The organism is Actinomycetota bacterium, from assembly GCA_013152275.1.
GTDB lineage: Bacteria > Actinomycetota > Acidimicrobiia > Spongiisociales > UBA4744 > BMS3Bbin01.
In genome coordinates this window covers 103,365-124,566 of the sequence record JAADGS010000027.1, presented here as the reverse complement: position 1 = coordinate 124,566, position 21,202 = coordinate 103,365, and the positions used below count along the sequence as shown (strand labels likewise).

At 63.9% G+C, this 21,202-nt stretch carries 19 protein-coding genes; 10 read left to right on the top strand and 9 right to left on the bottom strand.

Annotated elements, in window-relative coordinates:
• Positions 1-227: 227 nt before the first annotated feature.
• On the top strand, positions 228-788 hold the full coding sequence (locus GXP34_04405) for a sigma-70 family RNA polymerase sigma factor (GenBank protein NOY55210.1): 561 nt from the start codon (positions 228-230) through the stop codon (positions 786-788).
• Between the two features lie 26 nt (positions 789-814).
• A complete protein-coding gene (locus GXP34_04400) occupies positions 815-1,810 on the top strand; it encodes a hypothetical protein (GenBank protein ID NOY55209.1) in 996 nt (331 codons plus the stop codon).
• A 71-nt stretch (positions 1,811-1,881) separates the two neighbouring features.
• Here the strand turns inward: GXP34_04400 and GXP34_04395 are convergent, their stop codons facing one another.
• Entirely contained in the window at positions 1,882-4,593 is a 2,712-nt protein-coding gene (locus GXP34_04395; GenBank protein ID NOY55208.1) for a pyruvate, phosphate dikinase, read from the bottom strand.
• Positions 4,594-4,905: 312 nt separating this feature from the next.
• On the opposite strand from GXP34_04395, the gene GXP34_04390 reads away from it, so the two are divergent.
• Positions 4,906-5,487, top strand: a complete 582-nt coding sequence (locus GXP34_04390) for a DJ-1/PfpI family protein (GenBank protein NOY55207.1) — start codon at positions 4,906-4,908, stop codon at positions 5,485-5,487.
• A 77-nt stretch (positions 5,488-5,564) separates the two neighbouring features.
• Complete coding sequence (locus GXP34_04385) at positions 5,565-6,302, top strand: class I SAM-dependent methyltransferase (protein ID NOY55206.1); 738 nt, start codon at positions 5,565-5,567, stop codon at positions 6,300-6,302.
• A 4-nt stretch (positions 6,303-6,306) separates the two neighbouring features.
• Here GXP34_04385 and GXP34_04380 read toward each other — a convergent pair whose 3' ends face one another.
• Complete coding sequence (locus GXP34_04380) at positions 6,307-7,077, bottom strand: M15 family metallopeptidase (GenBank protein ID NOY55205.1); 771 nt, start codon at positions 7,075-7,077, stop codon at positions 6,307-6,309.
• A 53-nt stretch (positions 7,078-7,130) separates the two neighbouring features.
• Between GXP34_04380 and GXP34_04375 the strand changes: the two genes are divergently transcribed.
• Both GXP34_04375 and GXP34_04370 read left to right on the top strand, forming a co-directional pair.
• On the top strand, positions 7,131-7,883 hold the full coding sequence (locus GXP34_04375; protein NOY55204.1) for a ParA family protein: 753 nt from the start codon (positions 7,131-7,133) through the stop codon (positions 7,881-7,883).
• Positions 7,880-8,170, top strand: coding sequence for a hypothetical protein (locus tag GXP34_04370; protein NOY55203.1), 291 nt, complete (start codon positions 7,880-7,882; stop codon positions 8,168-8,170). Before GXP34_04375 ends, GXP34_04370 begins: the two co-directional genes overlap by 4 nt.
• Positions 8,171-8,236: 66 nt before the next feature.
• On the opposite strand, the gene GXP34_04365 is transcribed toward GXP34_04370, so the two are convergent.
• Positions 8,237-8,869: a response regulator transcription factor gene (locus GXP34_04365; GenBank protein ID NOY55202.1), complete on the bottom strand. Its 633-nt coding sequence runs from the start codon at positions 8,867-8,869 to the stop codon at positions 8,237-8,239.
• On the bottom strand, positions 8,866-10,173 hold the full coding sequence (locus tag GXP34_04360; GenBank protein ID NOY55201.1) for a PspC domain-containing protein: 1,308 nt from the start codon (positions 10,171-10,173) through the stop codon (positions 8,866-8,868). Before GXP34_04360 ends, GXP34_04365 begins: the two co-directional genes overlap by 4 nt.
• A gap of 34 nt (positions 10,174-10,207) precedes the next feature.
• Here GXP34_04360 and GXP34_04355 point away from each other — a divergent pair, with 34 nt between their 5' ends.
• Positions 10,208-11,350: a PspC domain-containing protein gene (locus tag GXP34_04355; protein ID NOY55200.1), complete on the top strand. Its 1,143-nt coding sequence runs from the start codon at positions 10,208-10,210 to the stop codon at positions 11,348-11,350.
• Positions 11,350-11,574, top strand: coding sequence for a hypothetical protein (locus tag GXP34_04350; protein NOY55199.1), 225 nt, complete (start codon positions 11,350-11,352; stop codon positions 11,572-11,574). The genes GXP34_04355 and GXP34_04350 overlap by 1 nt, the downstream gene beginning before the upstream one ends.
• Positions 11,575-11,891: 317 nt before the next feature.
• Here the strand turns inward: GXP34_04350 and GXP34_04345 are convergent, their stop codons facing one another.
• Positions 11,892-13,430 carry a PQQ-binding-like beta-propeller repeat protein gene (locus GXP34_04345; protein ID NOY55198.1) on the bottom strand — a complete coding sequence of 513 codons (1,539 nt, stop codon included), beginning with the start codon at positions 13,428-13,430 and terminating at the stop codon, positions 11,892-11,894.
• Between the two features lie 1,356 nt (positions 13,431-14,786).
• Here GXP34_04345 and GXP34_04340 point away from each other — a divergent pair.
• Positions 14,787-15,386: a sugar transferase gene (locus tag GXP34_04340; GenBank protein ID NOY55197.1), complete on the top strand. Its 600-nt coding sequence runs from the start codon at positions 14,787-14,789 to the stop codon at positions 15,384-15,386.
• A gap of 317 nt (positions 15,387-15,703) precedes the next feature.
• On the opposite strand, the gene GXP34_04335 is transcribed toward GXP34_04340, so the two are convergent.
• Positions 15,704-17,113 carry an LCP family protein gene (locus GXP34_04335; protein NOY55196.1) on the bottom strand — a complete coding sequence of 470 codons (1,410 nt, stop codon included), beginning with the start codon at positions 17,111-17,113 and terminating at the stop codon, positions 15,704-15,706.
• Positions 17,114-17,604: 491 nt separating this feature from the next.
• On the opposite strand from GXP34_04335, the gene GXP34_04330 reads away from it, so the two are divergent.
• Positions 17,605-18,237 (top strand): hypothetical protein, encoded by a 633-nt coding sequence (locus GXP34_04330; protein ID NOY55195.1) that lies wholly within the window; start codon positions 17,605-17,607, stop codon positions 18,235-18,237.
• Positions 18,238-18,388: 151 nt separating this feature from the next.
• Here the strand turns inward: GXP34_04330 and GXP34_04325 are convergent, their stop codons facing one another.
• The 3 genes from GXP34_04325 to GXP34_04315 are packed head-to-tail and all read right to left on the bottom strand — an operon-like array spanning position 18,389 to position 21,199.
• Positions 18,389-18,949 (bottom strand): hypothetical protein, encoded by a 561-nt coding sequence (locus tag GXP34_04325; protein ID NOY55194.1) that lies wholly within the window; start codon positions 18,947-18,949, stop codon positions 18,389-18,391.
• Positions 18,936-20,234 (bottom strand): DUF58 domain-containing protein, encoded by a 1,299-nt coding sequence (locus tag GXP34_04320; GenBank protein ID NOY55193.1) that lies wholly within the window; start codon positions 20,232-20,234, stop codon positions 18,936-18,938. Before GXP34_04320 ends, GXP34_04325 begins: the two co-directional genes overlap by 14 nt.
• Positions 20,231-21,199 carry a MoxR family ATPase gene (locus GXP34_04315; protein ID NOY55192.1) on the bottom strand — a complete coding sequence of 323 codons (969 nt, stop codon included), beginning with the start codon at positions 21,197-21,199 and terminating at the stop codon, positions 20,231-20,233. The genes GXP34_04320 and GXP34_04315 overlap by 4 nt, the downstream gene beginning before the upstream one ends.
• Positions 21,200-21,202 lie beyond the last annotated feature (3 nt).

Sequence of the window (21,202 nt, the reverse complement as noted above, 5' to 3'; positions counted from 1 at the left end):
CATTGAACCCTGGGCTCGTAGGGGTCGTGGCGACCCCCCTGAGCCCTGGGTTCAATGAAAGTGGGGGGCGGCCGTACCCTTTTGTTACCGTCCGGCGGTAACCAGTGCATGCACGGAGGCCCTGCACCGATGCGGTCCGCCGCGACATCCGAGGGAGACGCACAATCCCGCCCGTCAATCGTTCCGGCCGATTTGGCGATTGCAGACGCAGGCATACTCTTCTCCACATGGTGATCGGGCCAAGTTTCGACTCTGTACTCGCCGCCGCCCAAACGGGGGCCGACTGGGCGTGGGAAGCGCTCTACCACGACCTCGCCGGACAGGTCCTCGGCTACCTCAGATCGCGTGGCGCCTCCGACCCTGAAGACCGCCTTGGCGACGTATTCCTTCAACTGGCCCGGAACATCGGCACGTTCAAAGGTGACGAGGCCGCGTTTCGCTCCTGGGTCTTCATGGTCGCCCACCACCGTCTCATCGATGAGCGACGCAGAGGATCCCGACGCAAGGAACGTCTCATCGGAGAGGACCGGGAACTCGACGCGCTATCGGACCCCCGGCAGTCTGCCGAGGCCGAAGCGATGACGGGCCTGGCCACGGGAGATATTCGACGAAGGCTCGAAGGTCTCTCGCATGACCAACGTGACGTCCTCACGCTGCGCATCATCGGGGGGCTCACCGTGACGGAGATCGCGCACATCCTGAGAAAGCGTCCCGGCGCCGTCAAGGCGCTCCAACGCCGGGGGCTGAACGCCCTCCGAAAAGAACTCACAAAGGACGTACCCCTTTGAGACGCCCGAACGGTAACAAACACGAGATGGCAACATTCCACAGCCTCAGCGACCAGGAGATCGAAGCGATCCTCAACGGGACCGCTCCGATCGACCTCGCCGATATCGCGGCGCTGGTCGAGCGGATACGGGACACCGGTACCGAATCCGTCGATCCGGCGATGGGTGCCCGGCAGATCGCCGCGGCTGCGGAAGCCGCCCGTCTCTCCCCACGCCCGGCCAGAAGCCGGGAATCAAAGAGATATCGATGGAGGAGACGTACCGTGTTCACAAGTTTCATATTCACCATCCTGACCAAAGTGCTGGCTGCATCTGTTGCGCTGGCCGCCGTGACGGGTGGGGTCGGCGCCGTCGCGAATCAGTCCGCGCCCGGCGACCCGTTGTACGGAGTCGACATCGCTCTCGAGCATGTCGGCCTCTTCAACGGCGGTACCACCGAACGGCTCCAAGAAGCACAGCGACTCGTTGCTCAAGACCACATCGCAGAAGGGCTCGAGTTCGCAGGAAAGGCGATCGGCAGAGCCGATCACGACCGCGGTCTCGAGCAGGCCGCTTCCGCGCTCGAGGAGGCGGCTACGCATGTCGCCACCCAGCACACCGACACCAAGGGGTACCAGGCGACCCAGGAGTACCGGGATCAAGTGGCCGAGATGCTGCGACTCATCTCTCAAGAGATGCAGCAGCAGGACATCAACGTTCAGCATGTGGCGGAAACGGCACGCCAAGTTCGAGAGACGACCCGAGAGATGACCCACCAGATGAGGCAAGAAGTGGGACGGTCGACGACGACCACCACCGAGATGCCGGTTGGTCCGACGATCACCATCCCCGAGATGCCGACCAAACCAACGATCACCGTCCCGGTAATGCCGACCAGACCGACGATCACCGTCCCGGTAATGCCGCCCATGCCGGCGACCCCCACGACCATGCCCGCCACGCCCGGTTCTGACGCCGGCCTCGGAGACAGCTCCGGCGGTTCGGGCGGAAACGGTGCAGGCCCGGGAACCACACATCCATAGATACCGCCCGCAATCATCCACTCGAGAGGGGCGCCCGGCCGGGCGCCCCTCTCCTCTCGATGCACATGTGGTCAGCGGTTACGCACCGCCGCCTGGGCAGCCGCCAACCGGGCAACCGGCACCCGGAAGGGCGAGCAACTCACGTAGTCGAGATTGAGTCGATGGCACAGGTCGATAGACGACGGATCTCCACCGTGCTCCCCGCAGATCCCGACTTCGAGCCCCGGATGTGTCGATCTTCCCGCTTCGACGGCAAGGCGCATCAGCTTGCCGACGCCGGCCTCGTCGAGGGTGGCGAACGGGTTCTCCGGCAGGATCCCCTGCTCCAAGTAACTGATCAAGAAGCCTGCCTCCGCGTCATCTCGGCTGATCCCGAATGTCGTCTGGGTCAGATCGTTGGTACCGAAGGAGAAGAACTCGGCATACTCGGCGATCTCGTCGGCGGTCAGCGCCGCACGCGGAATCTCGATCATCGTGCCGAACTTGTAGTCGACCTCCACGCCCTTTTCTTCCATGACTTTCTTGGCCTCGTCCTCCAGCACCGAACGCTGCCACTTCAGTTCGTTGACGTGACTCGTCAGCGGGATCATGACCTCCGGGTGTGGATCGATGCCTTCCCCCTTGACCTGGATGGCGGCTTCGAAGATTGCCCGAACCTGCATCCGGGTCAGCTCCGGCAGTTCGATACCGAGCCGCACACCACGCAAGCCCAACATGGGATTGGATTCACGCAGCGCTTCGGAACGTTCGAGCATCCGCTCCTTCTCGGCGATCGCCGCATGGACCACATCACTTTCCTCACCCGCGGCAAGCCTGGCACGCAGGTCGGTCAACTCGGCCTCCAGATCATCGTGGCTCGGCAAGAACTCATGCAGTGGCGGGTCGATCAGCCGGATGATCACCGGAAGCCCATCCATGGCCCGGAACAGGCCGGCGAAATCGTCCCGCTGGAACGGAAGCAACACCGCCAGTGGCGCCTCACGCTCCTCTGCGGTCTTCGCCATGATCATTTGCTGGACATAGGGCAGGCGCTCCGGCTCGAAGAACATATGCTCGGTGCGGCACAAACCGATGCCGTGGGCACCATACGAGCGAGCCCGCTCGGCATCTCGTGGATAGTCGGCGTTGGCCCAGACGTCCAGCCGACGGATCTCGTCGGCCCACCCGAGAAGCGTCATCAGCGCCGGGTCCGAAATATCGGGGACCTTCGTGTCCAGACGACCGATGAACACCTCGCCGGTCGATCCGTCGATGGACATCCAGTCGCCCTCGTTGATCGTCTTGCCGCCCACCGACATCGACCGGGCGTCCATGTCGATGTCGAGCTCCGAGACACCTACCACCGCCGGTTTGCCGAACTGTCGGGCGACGAGAGCCGCGTGGGATGTCCTGCCGCCCCTGCTCGTCAGGATGCCGTTGGCGGCAAGCATCCCGTGCACATCGTCCGGTTTGGTCTCCGGGCGCACCATGATCACCTGCTTGCCCTCCTCGGTGGCCCACCGCTGCGCCAGGTCGGCGTCGAACGCGACCACGCCCACGGCGGCGCCGGGCGAGACGTTGAGGCCTTTGGCGACGAGCGCGCCACCTTCGGTGGCGGCCGCTCGAGACTCCGCCTCGAATTGCGGGTGCAGGAAGAAGTCGACCTGTTCGGGTGAGACCCGCATCACCGCCTCTTCCTTGGTGATCAGGCTCTCCCCCACCAAGTCGACGGCGATCTTGACGGCCGCCTGCGCGGTGCGCTTTCCGTCGCGAGTCTGGAGCAGCCACAGTTTCCCGCGTTCGATCGTGAACTCCATGTCCTGCATGTCGCGGTAATGGTGCTCGAGTTTCTGAGCGATACCGGTGAACTGTTTCCAGATCTCCGGCATATCGTCTGCGAGTTTCTGAACCGGGTCGGTCACCCGACCACCGGCAACGACATCTTCGCCTTGGGCGTTCACCAGGTAATCGCCTTCGATCGACTTCTCACCGGTCGTGGCGTTGCGCGACATGGCCACGCCTGTCGCCGAGTCGCTCCCCATGTTCCCGAACACCATCGTGACGATGTTGACCGCAGTCCCCAGATCGTCGGCGATGTTGGCGGCCTTGCGATACGCGTACGCCCTCGGACTGTTCCAGGACTTGAACACGGCTTCCGTTGCCAACTCCAACTGCTGATAGGGATCTTGCGGGAACTCGAGGCCTGCCTCATCCCGGATGATCTCCTTGAACTCGGCAACAACCTCCTTGATGGCTTCAGGCGGAAGTTCGGCATCGTTGGTGACACCGAACCGGTCGCGGTATTTCGCCAAAACCTCTTCGAACGGCTCGCCGGATACGTTGAGAACCACGGTCCCGAACATCTGGATGAGACGGCGGTACGAGTCATAGGCGAACCGTGGGTCGCCGGTGAGCCGGGCAACTCCCTCGACGACCTCGTCGTTCAGACCGATGTTGAGCACCGTGTCCATCATCCCGGGCATGGAGAACTTCGCTCCGGAACGACAGGACACGAGCAACGGATTCTCCGGGTCGCCGAACGTCTTGCCGGTCTGCTCCTCCATGGCGTGCAACGCAGCCAGCGCCTCCTCCCACATGCCCGGTGGGAATGACTCGCCGGCCTCGAGGTACGCGTTGCAGGCCTCGGTCGTGATCGTGAACCCGGGGGGCACCGGCACGCCGATCCGAGACATCTCGGCGAGGTTCGCCCCCTTGCCGCCCAGAAGGCCGCGGACACCGTCCCAAGAACCTGCATACTTCTCTGCGTCCGCCACCTCGCCAAACGCGTAGACCCATTTCGTCATCGTGATCTCCTCGAATCTCTCTGAAGAGCGGCCGCGAACAACCGTCACTCCGGCGGCTCCGGTGCTGGACGCCATGCTACCGAAGGCCATGGCCGGAGGCCCCATTTGCCTTCCCGCAGCGGAATCCCCCGTTTCACACTTCCAGACCGACGTGTCACCTCGAGCCCGATCCTTCCTGCGAGGAACCCCCTGCACACGCTCGAACGAGAACGCACGTATCCGAAAAACAGACATTCTCCACCCGGCCCCCGCCGGAAAGCGCGAGTATGGACACAGGAGCGACCAACGGTTGGTCGTGAGGAAGGAGAGGTCATGGCCAAGAAGATCCTCATGCTCGTTGGAGATTTCGCGGAGGACTACGAAACGATGGTGCCGTTTCAGGCGCTCCAGATGGTCGGTCATACCGTGCACACGGTGTGTCCGAACAAGGCGAGCGGAGAGCAGATTCGTACCGCGATTCACGACTTCGAAGGCGACCAGACCTACAGCGAGAAGCCTGGGCACAACTTCACCCTCAACACCACATTCGCCGACGTCGACCCTGCCGACTACGACGCCCTCGTGATCGCGGGAGGACGGGCTCCGGAGTACATCAGGCTGGATGCGAAAGTCATCGAAGTCACGCGTCACTTCGCCGAGAACGACAAGCCGATCGCCTCGGTCTGCCACGGCGCCCAGGTGCTCGCAGCAGCCGGCGTCATCGATGGTCGGCGAATCTCCGCCTACCCGGCCGTAGGACCTGATGTGAGCAACGCCGGAGCGGAGTTCGCCGACATCGCAATCGACGATGCGATCGTCGACGGGAACTTCGTGACCGCACCGGCGTGGCCGGCCCATCCAAAATGGCTGGCGCTGTTCCTCGAACTTCTGGGCACGGAGATCAGCACCGGCTGAACGAAAGCCACCCGCACAACGCGAGCGGCTCTCGAAAACACCCTGCACCATCCCGTGAGTCCTGCCAGTATCGGCACATGGACGGGTATGAGGCATCTACGTACGGTGACCGCATCGCCGGCGTCTATGACGATCTGTACGCGCAGCTCGATCCAGGTGACGCCGTCGCGTTGCTGAGCGACCTCGCCGGTGCCGGTCCTGTTCTCGAATTGGGTATCGGCACCGGCAGGGTTGCTCTACCACTTCGCGCACGCGGAGTCGAGGTCCACGGTGTCGACGCATCCACGGCGATGGTCGCGCGGCTTCGCGAGAAGCCCGGAGGTGCGGACATCCCCGTCGTGATCGGCGACTTTGCAGACGTACCCGTCGAGGGCTCGTTCTCCCTGATCTACGCGGCATTCAACACGTTCTTCGCACTGCTCACCCGAGACGATCAGATGCGATGCTTCAGGCAGGTCGCCAACCGTCTCCTGCCAGGAGGCCGCTTCCTGATCGAGACGTTCATCCCGGATCTGACCCGCTTCGACCGAGGTCAGAGGACCTACGTGACCGAGATCGAGCCGGAATCGGTCACACTCAACGTGGATCTGCACGATCAGGCGAACCAGCTCGTGCGAAGCCAGAAGATCGTCCTCTCCAAAGACTCGATCGATTTCTTCCCGGTGACGATTCGCTATGCATACCCGGCCGAACTGGACCTCATGGCCCGCCTTGCCGGCCTGGATCTGGAGCACCGGTGGGAGGACTGGAAGCGCCACGCATTCACCGCGCGCAGCGAACAGCACCTGTCCATCTACCGCAAATCGGACACGTGACGGGTCACCGCCCCGACCGGCTGAAGTGCTGGTAGTCCTTCGTGGTGCGCCATGTCCCACCCCAGACCCATCCGATCCTGGCGAAAGCCTGTACAACGGCATCACCGTCGTGAATCATCCCTGGCACATCCAGGCTCCGGTCCGCATAGGCGGCACCTTCCGCCGGCGACACGCTCGATCTCCGCATCCACGGGTTGAGTAACGGGTTGATATCAATGGCAATCCCGTACGCATGCTCGGACCATCGGTCGGTGCCCTCCACACGCCGGCAGTTGAACGCCGAGGTGTTGTTGGCCTGCATCGACGCCGTGTCGTCGCCGGCGTAGGCATCGACGAGCTCCATCCGTTCGATCGGGAAACCGACCGAGTACAGCTCCTCGAAGACCCCCATGATGTCGTCGGCCACATCGTCGGCCACGACCAACTCTCCCATCGACGTCCCGCCGGTGAAGTCGTGGTAGCGAAGTCGGAGAAGGCGGAGATCCTCCAAAGGCACGGGACAGCCCGGCCTCCAGGATGAAGCCATGCGTTCGACGATGGCATCGTCGATCACGAGGATCTCCGTGGTGGAGGGCTGAATGGTGGTGATCGCCGCCCTCACCGTCGTCGACGACATCGAAGGGCCTGGGTTGCTGGTCGTGGTCATCTCCAGCAAAGCCTCGGGCACCGTCGGTTCCAGCGTCCCAGGAGGGATCGGATCGGGTCCTCGAATCGGCTCGGCCGTACACCCACCGGCCAGAACGAGCATCGCCAGCACCAGTGAGACATAGCTCATCGGCGACAGCGTACCTCCGCTCCCGACATCCCGACGGCACCTACACTCCCTCTATGACCATCATCGCGGTCGCCAACCAGAAGGGTGGGGTCGCCAAGACGACGACCGTCCAGACCCTCGGCGCGGCTTTCTCAGACCTGGGCCTCGATGTGCTTCTGGTCGATCTGGATCCCCAGTCATGTCTCACGTACTCCATGGGAGTCGACGCCGACGGTCTGGATCTCTCCGTCCACGACGTGATGTTGGACCGCACGACCGCAGGCAAGGCGCGACTCGACCTCGAAGGGGCAGACTTGCTCCCCTCGACGATCGACCTGGCGGGATCCGAGGTGCATCTGCTCACCAAGACCGGCCGCGAACACGTCCTCGCCAAGGCACTGCGCCCGCTGCGCAGCGAGTACGACCTGATCCTCATCGACTGTCCCCCGTCCCTCGGCCTCCTCACGATCAACGGCTTGACCGCTGCGCAGTCCCTCCTCATTCCTGTGCAGCCGGAGACCCTGAGCCGCCGCGGGGTGGGACAGCTGCTCGAAACCGTCGACGACGTCCGCTCTTACACGAACCCGAAGCTCGAAACGCTCGGTGCCGTGGCAACGATGTACGACGGGCGCACACGCCTCGCCCAACGCGTGCTCCAAGAGCTCCCCGAGCAGTACGGCCTCGAGGTCCTGCGACCGCCGATCCCCAAGACGGTTCGGGTTGCAGAAGCGCCCGAACTCGGCACAACCGTCCTCGAGTACGCGCCTCGCTCACAGGCTGCACAGGCGTACCGAGATCTGGCCGTCACGATCCGGGAGCGATTGTGAGAGACGACCCTCAGGGGAAACGAGCCCTGTTCGAGACACCGCCCATCGACTTGACGGCCGACGATGAGGGACGCGAAGCCGTCTTCTCCCATGAGCCGACTTCTTCGCCCGCAACGGTGCTCATCGAATGCTCGGCATGTGAAGTTGCGGTGAGAACACCGATCACGGACGCCCTCCGCCGGATCATGGATCTGACCCTCTGGTTTCCCTGGCGCCGCTACGGCAGGTGGATGACCTGCCCTTCCTGTGACCGACGCACATGGTGCAGGATCCGCTGGCTCGGCTGACCAATCCGTTGAACCCAGGGCTCGTAGGGGTCGCCACGACCCCCCTGAGCCCTGGGTTCAACGTTTCTAGATGATGCGGCGATCCGTCGCCCAGCGAGTCAACTCGTATCGGGACGAGAGCTGAAGCTTTCGCAACACCGCCGAGACGTGCGACTCGACCGTCTTGATGGAGATCGAGAGCTTTCTCGCCACCTGCTTGTAGGGGTAGCCGCGCGCGATCAGGCGCAGGACTTCGCGCTCACGCGGCGTGAGCTGGTCGAGTTCGGGGTCGAGTTCGGCCGGAATCGTGTCCGCAAAAGCGTCCAGCACGAAGCCGGCCAGCCTCGGCGAGAACACGGCATCGCCCTCATGCACCCTGCGGATCGCCGCGGCGAGATCGGCCGGGCTGATCGATTTCGTCACGTAGCCGCGTGCCCCGGCACGGATCATCGCGATGACGTCCTCGGCGGCGTCGGAGACCGACAGGGCGAGGAAACGCACATCGGGGTTCGTCTCATGAACCGCACGGACCACCACCAAGCCGCCTCCTCCCGGCATGTGGACGTCGACCAGGACAACGTCCGGCCTGGTCGACCGGATCTCGTCGATCGCTCTGTCGACATCCGACGCAACACCGGCGACTTCGAATGAGCGAGCCAGCTCCGTTCGCACGCCGGAGAGAAACAGCTGGTGATCGTCGACGAGAAACACGCTGATCATGAACGCCCCACCTTCAGGTGCACCTCGGTCCCCACGCCCTTCTCGCTCGCAATTGCCGCCTCGCCACCCTGACGCTGCATCCTGCCGATGATCGACTCGGCGATCCCCCGGCGGCCATCGGGAACCGCTTCCAGGTCGAAGCCTGTCCCCTGATCGGTCACGTACACATCGATTGTGGCATCCGAGACTTCGGCGAACACGGAAACATGACCACATCCCGAATGGTGGGCGGCATTGGTCATCGCCTCGCCGGCAGCCGCGACGACTGCACGCAGCTTGTCATCCAGCGGTGCATCTCCGACGGCGACGACATCGACAGGCACCTGATGGACTTCCTCCAACCGGGCAGCAGCCTGTTCGAGCGCAGCGCGCAACGTCCCACCTTCAGGGCCGGAACCGTCATAGAGCCAGGCTCGCAGCTCCCGTTCCTGCCGTCGCGCGAGCATCACCATGGCGTGCACATCGTCGGTACGTTGGATGAGCGCCAGTGTCTGGAGCACCGAGTCGTGCAGGTGGGCGGCCACTTCCGCCCGCTCGTCAGATCTGATTCGTTCTCTCCGCTCCGTCGTGAGCTGCGTGATGAGCCGCCACACCCACGGACCGAGGATCAAACCCAGACCCACGGCGGTCATCAGCACGGCCAGAACGACGCCGCCCACCAGGGCTACGGCGTCGATCGACCGCAGGTACAAGCCCAACCCCACGGTCATGAGGAGTCCTCCGACGGCGAGACGGGCGAGCGTCCCTTTCAGATCTTCGGCAGAAAACGTTCGACGCGCCCACCGGGTTCGCCGCGCCTCGTCGAGCCGCGACCAGGTGAGCGCGAAGCCGAACACGATCAACGATACGGGCCAGACGAGGGAGTCGCCGAACCACAGCCCCATCGATCTCAGCAGGAGCAGGATGCCAAGGAACATGACGGCCAGCGCGAACCTCTGTCTACCGGTGCGAGCAACCACCCGCTTCCGAAGTGCTTCGACGGCTGTCGCGTCCGGGGTCTCGAGTGTGAGCACCCACCCGATCAGATACAGCAGGACGCCGACCCCGCCTGCAAACGCCAGCACCACGAACGCCGCGCGCACGAACACGGAGGCGATACCGAGTGTCTCGGCGATGCCGCCGGCAAGGCCGGTGACCAGCCGGTCTTCACTTCTGCGGACGGCAAGCCCGAAGCGATGATCCTTGATCGTGCACCTCTGAAGAGACCTGCGTGGATCATCGCACAGGACAAGTGCGCTCCACAACAGGGGAAACCCCCGATGAACCCCGAGAAGCGTCAGGGTTTCATCAGGGACAGTCCTCATAGACGAGAGGGGATACACCATTGAAGATGGCCCCATGAATGATCACACCACAATCCCGCCACCGGAGGCCGAAGCCCCAACGGACGGCGGAAGGGCCTCTCGCCCACCTCTTCGTCGCGTGCACGGCATCTTGGGTGGCGTAGCAGCCGGCATCGCCGACTATTTCGACGTGGAAGCCTGGCTGATTCGTCTGGGCTTCCTGCTCCTGGTCTTCGCCGGCGGCCTCGGCATTCTGCTCTATCTGGCAGGTTGGCTGATCATCCCGGAGCGGGGGTCGGACGACTCGATCGTCGAAGGATGGCTGCAGGGGATCTCCACGGAACCGGCCTGGATCGGCGTGGCGCTGATCGTCATCGCAGCGATCTGGATCCTCTCGTCGTTGAACGTCGCAGGATCCGGCGTCATCGTGGCACTGGCCCTGCTCGGAATCGGCATCCTCCTGTATCTGGGGGAAGGCCCGGCCAGACGACCGGAGACGGCGAGAGCACCAAGGACATCGGAGCAACCGGAGACGTCCTCTGGATCCGCTCCGGTAACGACCCAGACGAAGCAGCCTCGTCCACGACGTCGACAACAGCCCCGCCAACGGTCGAGCCTCGGTCGGTTCACCCTTGCTGCGACGCTGATCGGTCTGGGTGTCCTCGCACTGCTCAACAATGCCGGGGTTCTCGTCCCCGAGCCTCGACACTACTTCGCGGCGGCGCTGGCCATCGTAGGAGCAGGTCTGGTCGTCGGCGCAGTCTGGGGACGTTCCAGAGGTCTGATCGCAGTCGGCCTCATCCTGGCCTTTGCCATGGGAATGGCCACGACCGGCAGCACGGTCGACGCCGTCCAGGACCGTCAGGTGGTCACCTACAAGCCACAATCCGCCTCACAGGTCGGCAGCCGCTACGAACTCAGTGCAGGCACCCTCACCATCGACCTGTCCGACATCCCCTCCTCCGACTTCGCTTTCAGCGCCAATCTCGGTGCAGGTGAACTCAACGTCATTCTCCCCAAGGGTATCGGAGGGTCGATCAGTTCCCGCCTCGGCGTCGGCGAGTTCAACGTGCTCGGAACGACGAGCCAAGGTCTCGGTATCGGCAGGACGGTCTATCTCGATGGCACCGACGGAACCGCCCGCATCGACCTGAGCGTCGGGGCAGGCAAGATCACCGTGACACAGGAAGGCAGCTGATGAAGGAACGGCACCCACTCGACCTCGTCTCACTGGTATTCGGACTGATCTTCATCGTCATCGCCCTGCCGGTTCTGATCTCGAACACTCCCCTCCATCTGGAAACGCGGTGGCTGTGGCCAACGGCCGTCATCATCACCGGTGCTCTGATCGCCGTATCGGGGCTGCGGCCGGATCGCAGAAAGGCCGAGCAACTCGAGACCCGAGAGAACGACAACACTTGATGATCCCCCCACCGGCAGGCCTCTGCGAAAGCGGGGGCCTGCCACGCGTTCAGGCGTGGCCCACGACCGCAAGAATCCGTGAAACCCGTTGCGTGAAAACCACCCGGCACCGCCAGGGCCTTCCGATGTGCATCAGCCGGTTCGCCGTCCGCATCGACGACGTCCACCACGGACCGGTCGAAGATATCGCCGATTCGGTGCGCGCATCCCTCGAGATGCCGGACGATCGCGTCGCCCGGGTCCATGCTGCACCCTCGAACGCATCCAGGCACCGCTGCCCCCGCGTTCTCGCGTCTCCCGCACGCGGCCGAACCCCCCTACCCGTCCCCGAACGCGTAGAAGAATCCGTCCCGAGACCCCACGTAGATCCGGCCCTTCCATATCGCCGGAGTCGACTCGATGCATCCACCCACCGGAGCGGTCTCCCACACCTGCACGGGAGAGCGGGGATCCGTGAGGTCGTAGGCTCGCAGCGCCCCGCCCACCCCACAGTTCACCGCCTGAACCAGCGTGTCGTCCACGATCACCGGTGACGACCAGGCGTGCCAGCCAACCTCGTCGCGCCACACGACCTCACCGGTCTCGGTGTCGATCGCCAGCAGCTCCCCGGGGTGGGTGGCGACGTAGAGCACTCCGTCGCCGAGTGCCGGAGTTGCCCACACACCTCCCTCGTCGTTGCCGATCGGAGGAACCGCAACCCCCCACTGCCGAGGGTCACCGTCCGTGTACGGATCGAGCTTGATGATCTGCCCGACCTCTCTCGACCGCTCGTTGAACCGCTGCATCTCGATGGCGACATACAGCATCCCCTGGCGATCGACCGTGATCGTGGCATCCGTATCGTCACCGTCCCAGTAGTCGAACACCACCGGGGCCTCTCCATCGTCGATACGGGTCAGGTCCAGCCCGACGACCCGCCCTGCCGAGTTGGCGAAATACACACGGTTCTCGTATACGGCCACCGAGTTCTCGATGCTCTGCTCCCTCCCTACCTTCCGGACGAGCTCGTCGGTGAAGGCGGGAAACTGAACGAGTGGCTCGGGATTCACGTCAACCAGTCCGTCCGGACCGTATGAGCGGTTGAGCCGGTAGGCGAAGAAATAGCTGTTCTCGCCGCCCTCGAAGAGGATATCGTCGATGATCACCGGATCGCTGTCCCAGTCGTTGTTCCACATGCCTGCGACGACGTTCGCGTTCAGGGCCCACAGCTCGGTGGGAACGTCGCGATCGAGTGCCAGGATGCGCAGGTTGTTGTCTCTCGATCCGAAGTAGTACAGGGGATACCCGTCCGGATCGAGAGAACCGGAGCCTTTGACGAGATCACCGGTAGGGAACGGCGGCCTCGTGTCGATTCCGGTATCGGCATCGATGAAATGGACGGCCTTGTCGAAAGCGCCGATGATGATCTCGGTAACACCGTCGTCACGTGACCAGACCACGGGCTGGCCCGTCCATCCCGTACCGCACCACAGACGCGTCTCATTGTGCACGCTCGATCGGCCGCACATTGCCGCATCCGGGTACCTCCACAGAACCGCCGGATTGTCCGGGACCGGGCCCTCCCCGTAGAACGTGCGGCTCGGATTCCCCCTGAACATCGTCAGCCCATCGACAGATCCGACGTGGCGTCCAACCGTGCGAGCATCACCAAACCGAGCAAAAGGAACCGTGGTGGTCGTCGTCGATGTCGACGTCGTGGTGATGACCGCGTGCGTAGTCGACGTTGACGCGGCAGTCGTGACGACGGGCGCCACACCAACGACGGTCGTGCTCGTCGTTTCCACACCTGCCACGAGCCGCGCGAGCTGCCATCCGCCGACGACCGCGGCGAAAACGGTCACCACCGTGAGCAGCATGGTTGTTCCCGTGCGACCGGTGCGCATGAGCGACAGTTAACCACCAGTTTGCGTTCCTTCGTGGACCCGATCGATCATCGGTCCCGAGTTCCGGCCCACTACGCTGGTCCGATCCGTCGACCTGCAACCCCCGTGACAGATCAAAGAACATCCCACCTGCGATACCTGGCCAGAGACGGCACCGCCGCGATGGTCACCGGAACGCTCATCGCCGGCATCGGCAACTACGTCTACCAGCTCATCGGTGGTCGCGCCCTGGGACCCGAGAAGTTCGCGCCGATCGGGTCGCTGCTCACCATCCATTTCCTCACATTCATCATCGTGCTGCTTCCCGTCGAGCAACTCGTGATCCGAGCGATCACGATCCGCGGTGGGCTCACCAGGGCGACAGCCCGGACCGGCCGAATCACCGTCGTCCTGACGGCCGTACTCGCCTTCGCCGTGGGCCTGTGGGGAAAAGACCGGCTCTTCGGTGGTGATGTCCGGTTCGCGTATGTCGCCGCAGCCACGGTACTGACCCACGCGCTCTTCGTACATGGGCGGGGGACGCTCGCAGGAAACCGCCGCTTTCGCTCATACGGAGAGGCAAGCGGTGGAGCGGCCATCCTGCGCGTGAGTGTCGCCGTCGTTGTGGCGATCGCGACCGGTAGCGCGCTCGGCTTCGCCGCCGCTCTTGCAGCAGGACCCCTCGTGATCCTCTTCTGGCCTGCTTCGCTACGCGTCACCCCGATCCCCGATGAGAGAACGGAGCCCACCCGTTTCCTCGTCACGTTCATCCTCGCCGCCGCCACCTCACAGGTGCTTCTGCTCGCCGGCCCACTCGTCGCAGGTCTTCTCGGCGCGTCCGCAGCTCTGATCTCCACCGTCTTCGTCACCATGACCCTCGCTCGAGCACCACTCATCTTCGGGTACAACCTGATCGCCAGGGTGCTGCCTCCGTTCACGACGATGGCCCAACGTGGCGAGGATGCACATCTCACACGATGGGTAGGTCTCCTCCTCGCTTCGGGCGTGATCACGGCCGTTCCCGCAGGGTTCCTCGGATTCTGGATCGGACCGCCCATCGTCGAGGCGCTCTTCGGCAGCGGTTTCAGGCCCGAGCCCACGTTTGCGATGCTCGCCGCCGCCGGGGTCACCCTCGCCGGCGCCTCTCTGTTTCTCGGTCAGGTCCTGGTCGCCAGAGGGGAGACCGGAAAGCTCACACTCGCCTGGATAGTCGGCCTGATCGCAGCGGCGGCCGGACTGCTCCTGACCGTAGGTTCACCGGACTTCCGCATCGGCGTCGCATTCCTCGCCGGAGAAGCGGCAGCGACCTTCGCCCTCGCGGCGACGGCGGCACGGTTTACGAGCCCGATCATGTATACGACGTTGAAACGCGCACTCGACATCCTCCTCGCGACCGCACTGCTGCTGATCCTCCTGCCGGCGATAGCCGCCGTGGCGATCGCCGTGAAACTCAACTCGCACGGACCGGTCTTCTTCCACCAGACGCGGGTCGGCCTGAACGGGAAACAGTTCGCGATGCTGAAGTTCCGGACGATGCTGCACAACGCCGACGAAACCATCCATCTCGAGCATCTCGAGCATCTCAAAGGACAGCCGAACCGGAGCCGCCTCAAGATGGAGGACGATCCTCGCGTAACACCGATCGGCAGACTGCTTCGCAAAGGTTCCCTCGATGAACTCCCAAACCTCTGGAATGTCATCCGGGGAGAGATGTCGCTCGTCGGCCCGCGACCACTCGTCCCTGCAGAATCCGAGCTGCTCGGCGACCCCACACGGCGAATCGCGAAACCCGGAATCACCGGGCTGGCGCAAGTGCACGGCAGGGATGCCATCTCACCCGAGCAACGCAACCGCTACGACGCCGAGTACGTCCGCACCAGGACGCTCCTGCTCGACCTCAAGATTCTCGCCGCAACGATTCCGGCAATCATTCGTGACCCCGGCGAGTAGGTCGACCGCTCGTCTCGCTCGATGCAGCCGGTACCGGCTGCATCGTTTCTCGTATTCCGAGTCGCAACCTCAGATCGAGACAAGACCGTAGGACGGGCGCGACGGCTCGGACCTGACAAGGCACGGTCGTGAACCATGTCGAAGCGACAAACACATCCGGCGTCGTTTCACCCGATGCCGGCGTGCCGTGGAGGGATCGCCGGGTTGCCACTGCAACCACGTGTCGGATCGCGAAGCGTTCGGCCGTTCTCGATACCGAAGGGTGGCACCCATCCGACCTCCGCTTTCCAGAGCGCGCCCCGCACCTCTCCCGCCCGTCACGGACTCGTCGTGGCCGTCGTGGTGGTCGTCGTGGTGGTCGTGGTGGTCGTGGTGGTCGTCGTCGTGGTCGCAGGCTCCGGCTTTTCACAGGTCGACGACAGCGGTTTCAGCTCGAGCGCAGCGATCGCCTCCTGTGCGGGGACACTCATCACGAGAGACACCGTCTGCCTGATCTTGTCCACATCCGGAATCGAGTATCGATCTTTCGTGTACCCGGCAACATAGGTCGGCGGCATGAAGCGAACGCTGACGATCCGGTCAGAGTCCAGTTTCGGCAGCAGATCGATCAGATTGGGGAGCTGCTCGATCGGAATGTTTGTCTTGACATAGCTGGAGATCGCGTCGGCGATCGGCCCGATCCTCAGTGCCATCGTGACAGGATTGGCCTCCTTCAACATCGCCTCGAGGACACAGCGCTGCCGTCCCATCCGGTTGTAGTCGTCGGAGCCGTGCCGGGATCGTGCGTATGCGAGCGCCAAGTGCCCGTCCATGTGGTATTCGCCCGGCTGGATGTCGATCACTTCGGTCGACCCATCCTCATGCGGGTAGTTCTTGTCGTATACCCGTTTGGAAACGTAGATCGATACTCCCCCGACGGCGTCCACCATGTCGACGAACCCTTCCAGATCGACGAGCGCGTAGTAGTGGATCGGAATGCCCATCAGGCGCTGGAACGAAGCCATGATCAGCGCCGCCCCGGGATCGGCTGCGTCGGGATAGAGATCCGGATGCTTCTCCCCGAACTGATAGATCGCGTTGGCAATGTCGGAAAAGCAGTTGCACTCGTTGATGCGCAGATTCGTCGGCAGCGGCATTCGTGCGAAGTTGCGTGGCACCTGCAGGATCGCCGAATCCCCGGTCTCCGGGTCGATGCTCACCACCATCATCGTATCGGTGCGAATCCCGGTCCTCCCCACTCCCGCGTCACCACCGAGCAACAAGATATTCAACCTTCCCTGGCCTGCCCAAAGAGGGGCAGTCGTCGTGGTGGTCGTCGGCAACGTCACCGTGCTGGTCGGCGCACTCGTGTTACTCCCTCCGGCAGTCGTCGATACCACTGCCGCCGCCGTCGTCAACGTCGAAGAGGCAGACTCGAACACGGAGCTGATCGCCCGATGGGTGACCAGGTCCGCGTACCCCAGATATGCGTGGGGAACGATGAGAAGAATCGCGGCAAGAATGATGAACAGTCCGGCGGCCTCAGGTCGAAGCAAACCACTCGAAACCCCCGAGCCGAGACGGTACGCATCGATCGCGGAAGCCACCCGCAGAGCGAAGAGCACGATGTTGCCGACGAAGATACCGACGAGAACGTCCGGCCGGACAAGCACCTTCAGCAGGTTCGACAGTCCTTCGGAGGCAACGACTCCGGCGGCAACCACCAGCGCAAACGTGACAAGGAGCATCACCCATCCCCGCCGTCGACGCCCTACGTATAGCTGCCCAAGACCAGGAAGGATCGCGGACCAGAACGCCGCAACGGCTCCTCGGGTTCCCCGACGATGGCGAGACACCTGCATGAGGCAAGAGGATACTGCTCACCGACGATCGTGGGCGGAGAACGCACACACTGCCGCCGGCCCGACAAGCGGTGCAGATTCTCCCTTTCGGCTGCGTCCTCCATGGTACGGGCGGCGTGTCTCCCACCGACGACCTGTCCGGCCACAGAGAGAGACGTGTGGAGCACCGGCATCTACCGCAGGTGTCGACCGACATCGCGACCACCACCGATGGCATCGGCGGCGCCGCGCTCTCCTCCCGCGCTTCGTCCTGCAGCCGAAGTACGCCGGGAGTACGGCGACTCCGCACGGGCCCGCTCTGAACATCATGCCGAGGGCGGTCCGGTCATGCCGGAGGCGTTCGCAGCCCACCGATCGTGTCGATAGCATCCCGCTTCATGGCACCGCATCCACTTCTCGCCGTCCTCGAGGACGCAGCGGCCGGCCGATTCCCTCCCGTCGACGGAGCTGTCGACGTGCTTCCCTCCTGGCGCAGCCTCGAAGCGGTCATCGCCTTCACCGGGCACGCCTTCGTCGCCACGGCTCTCGAGGCGGATGCAATCCGAGCGGCGGGTGCGGATGGATACGGTGGCGCGCACAACGCGAGGTTTCTCACATGGCTTGCCGGCAGGGACGGATGGATCGGCTGCCTGGACAATCTCCTCGTCGCACCCGGGCTCGACGCTCCGGCGCTGCCGGAACGATTCGATCTCGACGATCATCCACGAACGCGACTCGCCCGGAATCTGCGGGTCGACGTGCGTGTCTACGGGGACGACCGCGGGCTGGTCATCCTCGGCACCGGTGTGGCAGGTCGCCTGGACGTGAGCGTCGAGGTCCCCGAGAGCGCTCGCTCCAGGGGTGTGGGTCGCAGCCTCATCACCGATGCACGAGGCCTCGTAGGCAAGGCAGACTGGCTTTTTGCCTCGATTTCACCCGGCAATGCGGCGTCACTGCGGGCCTTCCTGGCCGCGGGTTTTCGTCCGATCGGAGGTGAGGTGCTCCTCCGCCCTGCACGAGGATCTCGTTAGGGCGCCGGCAACGAAGCCGAGCCGGTGCTCCTCCCCCGGCAAACGGCGACCGGCCATCGCAGGATCAGGGAAGCGAACCTCGCCGTGCCCGGGAAAGCCGGCGGCCGAACACCAGGACCCTCGGGACCCGGTGCAGCGGGCACCGTTCGGATCACACTCTCTTCCGCAGCAGCCTGCCGAGCGTCGCGACCACGGCCGCTGCCGCCGCCGCTCCTGCGATCTGAGTGAACGCTCCGACGGATATCTCGAAGCGACTCAGCTGGACAATCAGCGCCGCCACCGCCCACACGACAAGCGACGTGGCGGCAACGGCGGCGATCCTGCCCGGATTCGGCTCTTCCGGCGCCTCCACAACGCCTCTTCGCTCGAGCACCGTCACCCCCGACTCCACGAGCAGATACAGCCCGACGGCAAAGTACGGAGTCCACCCGGACACAACCGATCCAGCGGCCAGTCCGACGGCCCATTCGACAATGAGCAGCACCGCGGCGCCGGTGATCGGCCATGATGCACCGGCGGTCAGTCCGAGAGCCGACAGCACCAGTGCCACAAGCGCCACGAGTCGGAGCGGAGGAAGCCCCGTGGCACCGAACACACCGATGACACCGGCCAGCAACACGGCAAACGCTCCCAGCAAGGCCGTCACCACATCCCGGCGGATCTTCCGACGCGCGCCGATCCTCTCCAACACCATCGATTCACGCTCGTGCACGAAGACGACTCCTTCGGTAGCTCTGCGCATTCACGAGCGCCTGCTGCAGAGGCTCGCTCGGGTCCCACCGCACAACGGCGATGCCGTGACGCGCGAAGCGACTTCGTGTTGCTTCGCGTTCGAGTTTCCAGATGCGACGCGCCACACGATCGGGCGGTTTCTCGGCGTTGGGCAGGAACGGTTCGGGAGGAATCTCGATGACGATCACATCGAAGCCTCGCCCGCCAAGCTCGCCGAATGCCTCGATCACCCGATCGTCCAGCAGCGGCGTGAGCCCGACGACCAGCGCCTTCGCGGGAAGGGCACCTGGCGGGACGACTCGCACGCCCCGCCAGAGCAGCTGCCAATGGACATGGCTCTCCATCAGCGTGTCGAGTATCCGATAGCGCTGAACGTCACCCATGCCCGCCTGAAGCCACCGAATGGGCTCCCCGAACGAGATCAGTCCGACACGATCATGGCGCCCCAGGTGTCCGGCCGCGATTGCAGCCGCTGCTCGTACCGCCAGGTCCAGCACGACACCTACTCCTCGACGAGCACTGGCAAGCGTGTCGACGAGCAGCACCACATCGCTGTTGCGTTCGGGATGTCGATCGTTGACCCAGACACCTCGCCCCGTGGCGCTGACTCTCCAGTTGATACGGCGAGGGTCGTCACCGGGACTGAACGGTCGGATATCGGCAAACTCGAGTCCCTCTCCCTTCCTTCGTGAGACCAGGTCCCCGAACCCGAGTTGTGTCTCCACCGGTTGAAAGAGGCGGCGAAGCGTATCGGTCCTTGGATAGACGCGCAGTTCGAGATCAACGGGGAACACGCCCACGTGAACGAACTGCGTGAGGCCCTGCCGGTTTCGCAGCCGAATCCAGGCCGGACGGTAGGCACCCCACCGATCGCAGGACAGGCGCACGGTGAGATCCACCAGCCCGCCGCCGTGACGGATCACGACACCGGTCTCGCCGACGAGAGTGATCAGCGGATCGTCCTGGTCTGGCGCAACCGAGAGCCCGGCAGGCAGATCGCACGAGACCTCCAGTAAGCGGACGGCCCGCGAAGTAATGGCGATGTGAAGGTGAACATCTTCGCCCTCCAAGGCGCGATCCCGATCGAATCGAGCCTCGAGCACCGGAGACAGATCGAAGGTCCCCATCAGGCCGAGTCCGATCAGCAAGATGAAGGGCGCGGACACGGCAACGAGCTCGGGCCTGCCGGAGGCGAGGCCTCCGATCAACGCCACGACTCCCAGCACCGCATAGGTGCGGAAGCGAGGAGAGACCAGACGGGTCATTCGTCGCGCGGCACGGATGGTGGAGTGGGAACGGTGTCGAGGCACTCTTCCACGACGTCTTCGCCCCGGACGTCCTGAACCCAGAGCTCGGGGCGCAGGATGATGCGGTGCGCAAGGGCAGGGATGGCAACGCGTTTGACGTCGTCGGGTGTGACGAAGTCTCGCCCATCGACCGCAGCCTTCGCCCTGGACAGCTTCATCACCGCCAACGATCCCCGAGGGCTCGCTCCGACCTGTGTCCTTCTCCGTGTCCGCGTCGACCCGACAAGATCCACGATGTATTTGCCGACAGGCTCGGAAACGTGGACGCTCTCGACCACCCGCTGCATTCCTCGCAATGTCCGACCATCGATGACAACGTCGAGCCGTACGTCGTCGGACCGTCGCTCCATGCGGTCCTCCAAGATTCGCCATTCGTCTTCCGGCTCCGGATACCCGACGGAGAGTCGCATCAGAAAGCGGTCGAGTTGCGCCTCCGGCAGTGGATAGGTGCCTTCGTACTCGATCGGATTCTGAGTCGCCATGACCAGGAATGGCCGATCGAGCGGATGTGTCACGCCGTCCACGGTCACCTGGCGTTCCTGCATCGCCTCCAGCAGGGCCGCCTGCGTTTTCGCCGGCGCACGGTTCACCTCGTCGGCGAGCAGCAGGTTCGTGAACACGGGCCCTCGACGAAACTCGAGCTGTCGTCCGGCACCCAGCACCATGGACCCGGTCACGTCCATCGGCATCAGATCGGGGGTGAATTGCACACGGTTGAATGCCAGATCCGTGACTTGAGCGAACGAGCGAGCCATCAGCGTCTTCGCAAGTCCCGGATAATCCTCGATCAAGATGTGACCGTCCGACAGAATCGACAGCAGCATCAGCTCGAGAGCAGCCCGCTTTCCGATCACCGCCCGCTCGATTTCATCGAGGACACGCCTGGCCAGCGTGGCAACCTGCTGCACATCGAGTTCGTTCATCAG

Bases quoted from the DNA above. Each gene is read 5' to 3' on its own strand.
- GXP34_04405 (NOY55210.1), top strand. From the start codon at position 228: ATGGTGATCGGGCCAAGTTTCGACTCTGTACTCGCCGCCGCCCAAACG.
- GXP34_04400 (NOY55209.1), top strand. From the start codon at position 815: ATGGCAACATTCCACAGCCTCAGCGACCAGGAGATCGAAGCGATCCTC.
- GXP34_04395 (NOY55208.1), bottom strand. From the start codon at position 4,593: ATGACGAAATGGGTCTACGCGTTTGGCGAGGTGGCGGACGCAGAGAAG.
- GXP34_04390 (NOY55207.1), top strand. From the start codon at position 4,906: ATGGCCAAGAAGATCCTCATGCTCGTTGGAGATTTCGCGGAGGACTAC.
- GXP34_04385 (NOY55206.1), top strand. From the start codon at position 5,565: ATGGACGGGTATGAGGCATCTACGTACGGTGACCGCATCGCCGGCGTC.
- GXP34_04380 (NOY55205.1), bottom strand. From the start codon at position 7,077: ATGAGCTATGTCTCACTGGTGCTGGCGATGCTCGTTCTGGCCGGTGGG.
- GXP34_04375 (NOY55204.1), top strand. From the start codon at position 7,131: ATGACCATCATCGCGGTCGCCAACCAGAAGGGTGGGGTCGCCAAGACG.
- GXP34_04365 (NOY55202.1), bottom strand. From the start codon at position 8,869: ATGATCAGCGTGTTTCTCGTCGACGATCACCAGCTGTTTCTCTCCGGC.
- GXP34_04360 (NOY55201.1), bottom strand. From the start codon at position 10,173: ATGAGGACTGTCCCTGATGAAACCCTGACGCTTCTCGGGGTTCATCGG.
- GXP34_04355 (NOY55200.1), top strand. From the start codon at position 10,208: ATGAATGATCACACCACAATCCCGCCACCGGAGGCCGAAGCCCCAACG.
- GXP34_04350 (NOY55199.1), top strand. From the start codon at position 11,350: ATGAAGGAACGGCACCCACTCGACCTCGTCTCACTGGTATTCGGACTG.
- GXP34_04345 (NOY55198.1), bottom strand. From the start codon at position 13,430: ATGCTGCTCACGGTGGTGACCGTTTTCGCCGCGGTCGTCGGCGGATGG.
- GXP34_04340 (NOY55197.1), top strand. From the start codon at position 14,787: ATGTATACGACGTTGAAACGCGCACTCGACATCCTCCTCGCGACCGCA.
- GXP34_04335 (NOY55196.1), bottom strand. From the start codon at position 17,113: ATGCTCCTTGTCACGTTTGCGCTGGTGGTTGCCGCCGGAGTCGTTGCC.
- GXP34_04330 (NOY55195.1), top strand. From the start codon at position 17,605: ATGGCACCGCATCCACTTCTCGCCGTCCTCGAGGACGCAGCGGCCGGC.
- GXP34_04320 (NOY55193.1), bottom strand. From the start codon at position 20,234: ATGACCCGTCTGGTCTCTCCTCGCTTCCGCACCTATGCGGTGCTGGGA.
- GXP34_04315 (NOY55192.1), bottom strand. From the start codon at position 21,199: ATGAACGAACTCGATGTGCAGCAGGTTGCCACGCTGGCCAGGCGTGTC.